This is a genomic window from Bathymodiolus platifrons methanotrophic gill symbiont, from assembly GCF_002189065.1.
Classification (GTDB): Bacteria; Pseudomonadota; Gammaproteobacteria; order Methylococcales; family Methylomonadaceae; genus Methyloprofundus.
The window spans coordinates 1-1,180 of the sequence record NZ_BDMN01000585.1; the positions used below are offsets into that span (position 1 = coordinate 1).

The window sequence follows — 1,180 nt, forward strand, 5'->3', positions numbered from 1 at the left end:
CAATCGAAGTTGTTGGTGCAAAGCTACGTGCGATGATGCCATGGATTGCAACGAATCAAATTGTTGATAAAGCTAAAAACTAGATTTTATCCGCATTAGTCGTATAGAAAGGCCCATCATTGATGAGCCTTTTTTTATACCTGTCGTATTTAAGTTTGCCTCTCCACATACCCTATCTAACATGCGATGTAATCTTATTGTATGAAATGGAGTCAGTGGGTAACTGATTTAAATGTCCGGGAGTCCTGATGGCTATCCATCGGTGAACTAGCGAATACGATAGCAACGCAATAAATGCGCATAGCGTTTGCAGGGGCAACCTTGCTGATGATTAAACAAAAGTCAGCAGATGGCGCATAGCAGCCAAATGCCTAGCATAATGGTAGGGGACAGAGTGAAGGCCTGACCCTTTACCAAAGAGGAGCTGGGCTTGTCTTTCTCATGTTTAATATGGGGGGGGGACGGCAAGATTCCATAGCCAGCTCTGGGGTCAATTGCAAGGGCGCAATTGATTTTATTACGCAAAAGAACCGCCCTGTGCAGCCCCGTATTCTGGGTGGTGTGGGGGAGGCCGGAGAAAAACCAGCCCTTACCCAATTTAGCTTATTTTTCTTGTTTTGAGCATATATTTTCGAAGTTTTCTTTCACTACGCTTTACATATACTATATATACTGCGTCTCCTTCAATCCTGTAAAAAATACGACAAGGATTTACAACTATCTCTAAATATCTTGATTTTTTAAACTCTGGTGGTTTACGGCCTAATTCTGGAAATTGTTCAAGTCTTTCTGTGCTAGAGAAAACTTTTTTAACTAAACTTATAGCCGCACTTGGCTCATCAAGAGCTATATATTCTGCTATTGCATCAAGGTCTGATAGAGCTGGTTCCGTCCAGATTACTTGAGCCATTTACTCATTTTTTTCTGGCTCTATGTGAATCCTAGTGGGTAGTGCGATAATAATACCATGAATAATGAATCTTTATTTAGTATGGCTTTAGGCTTACAATCGCCTTGGAAAGTGGAAGAAATTATCTTTTCAAACGACAATATTTTAGAACAGAATGAACTTCATTTGCAGATAGGTTTTGAACCAGGCGCCCGTTTTGCTGATGAATCGGGGGTTCTCTGCCCAGTGCATGATACAGTCGATCGGCAATGGCAAACTTGAGCTTCTTTA

General features: G+C 41.3%; 1 protein-coding gene and 1 pseudogene. One reads left to right on the forward strand and one right to left on the reverse strand.

Going from position 1 to position 1,180, the window contains the following annotated elements:
• Window positions 1–598: 598 nt before the first annotated feature.
• Window positions 599–910: a type II toxin-antitoxin system RelE/ParE family toxin gene (locus CDZ78_RS20720; protein WP_087868805.1), complete on the reverse strand. Its 312-nt coding sequence runs from the start codon at window positions 908–910 to the stop codon at window positions 599–601.
• Window positions 911–967: 57 nt separating this feature from the next.
• Here CDZ78_RS20720 and CDZ78_RS20725 point away from each other — a divergent pair.
• Window positions 968–1,165: pseudogene (locus CDZ78_RS20725) on the forward strand (ISL3 family transposase); the annotation flags it as partial.
• Between the last annotated feature and the right edge of the window lie 15 nt (window positions 1,166–1,180).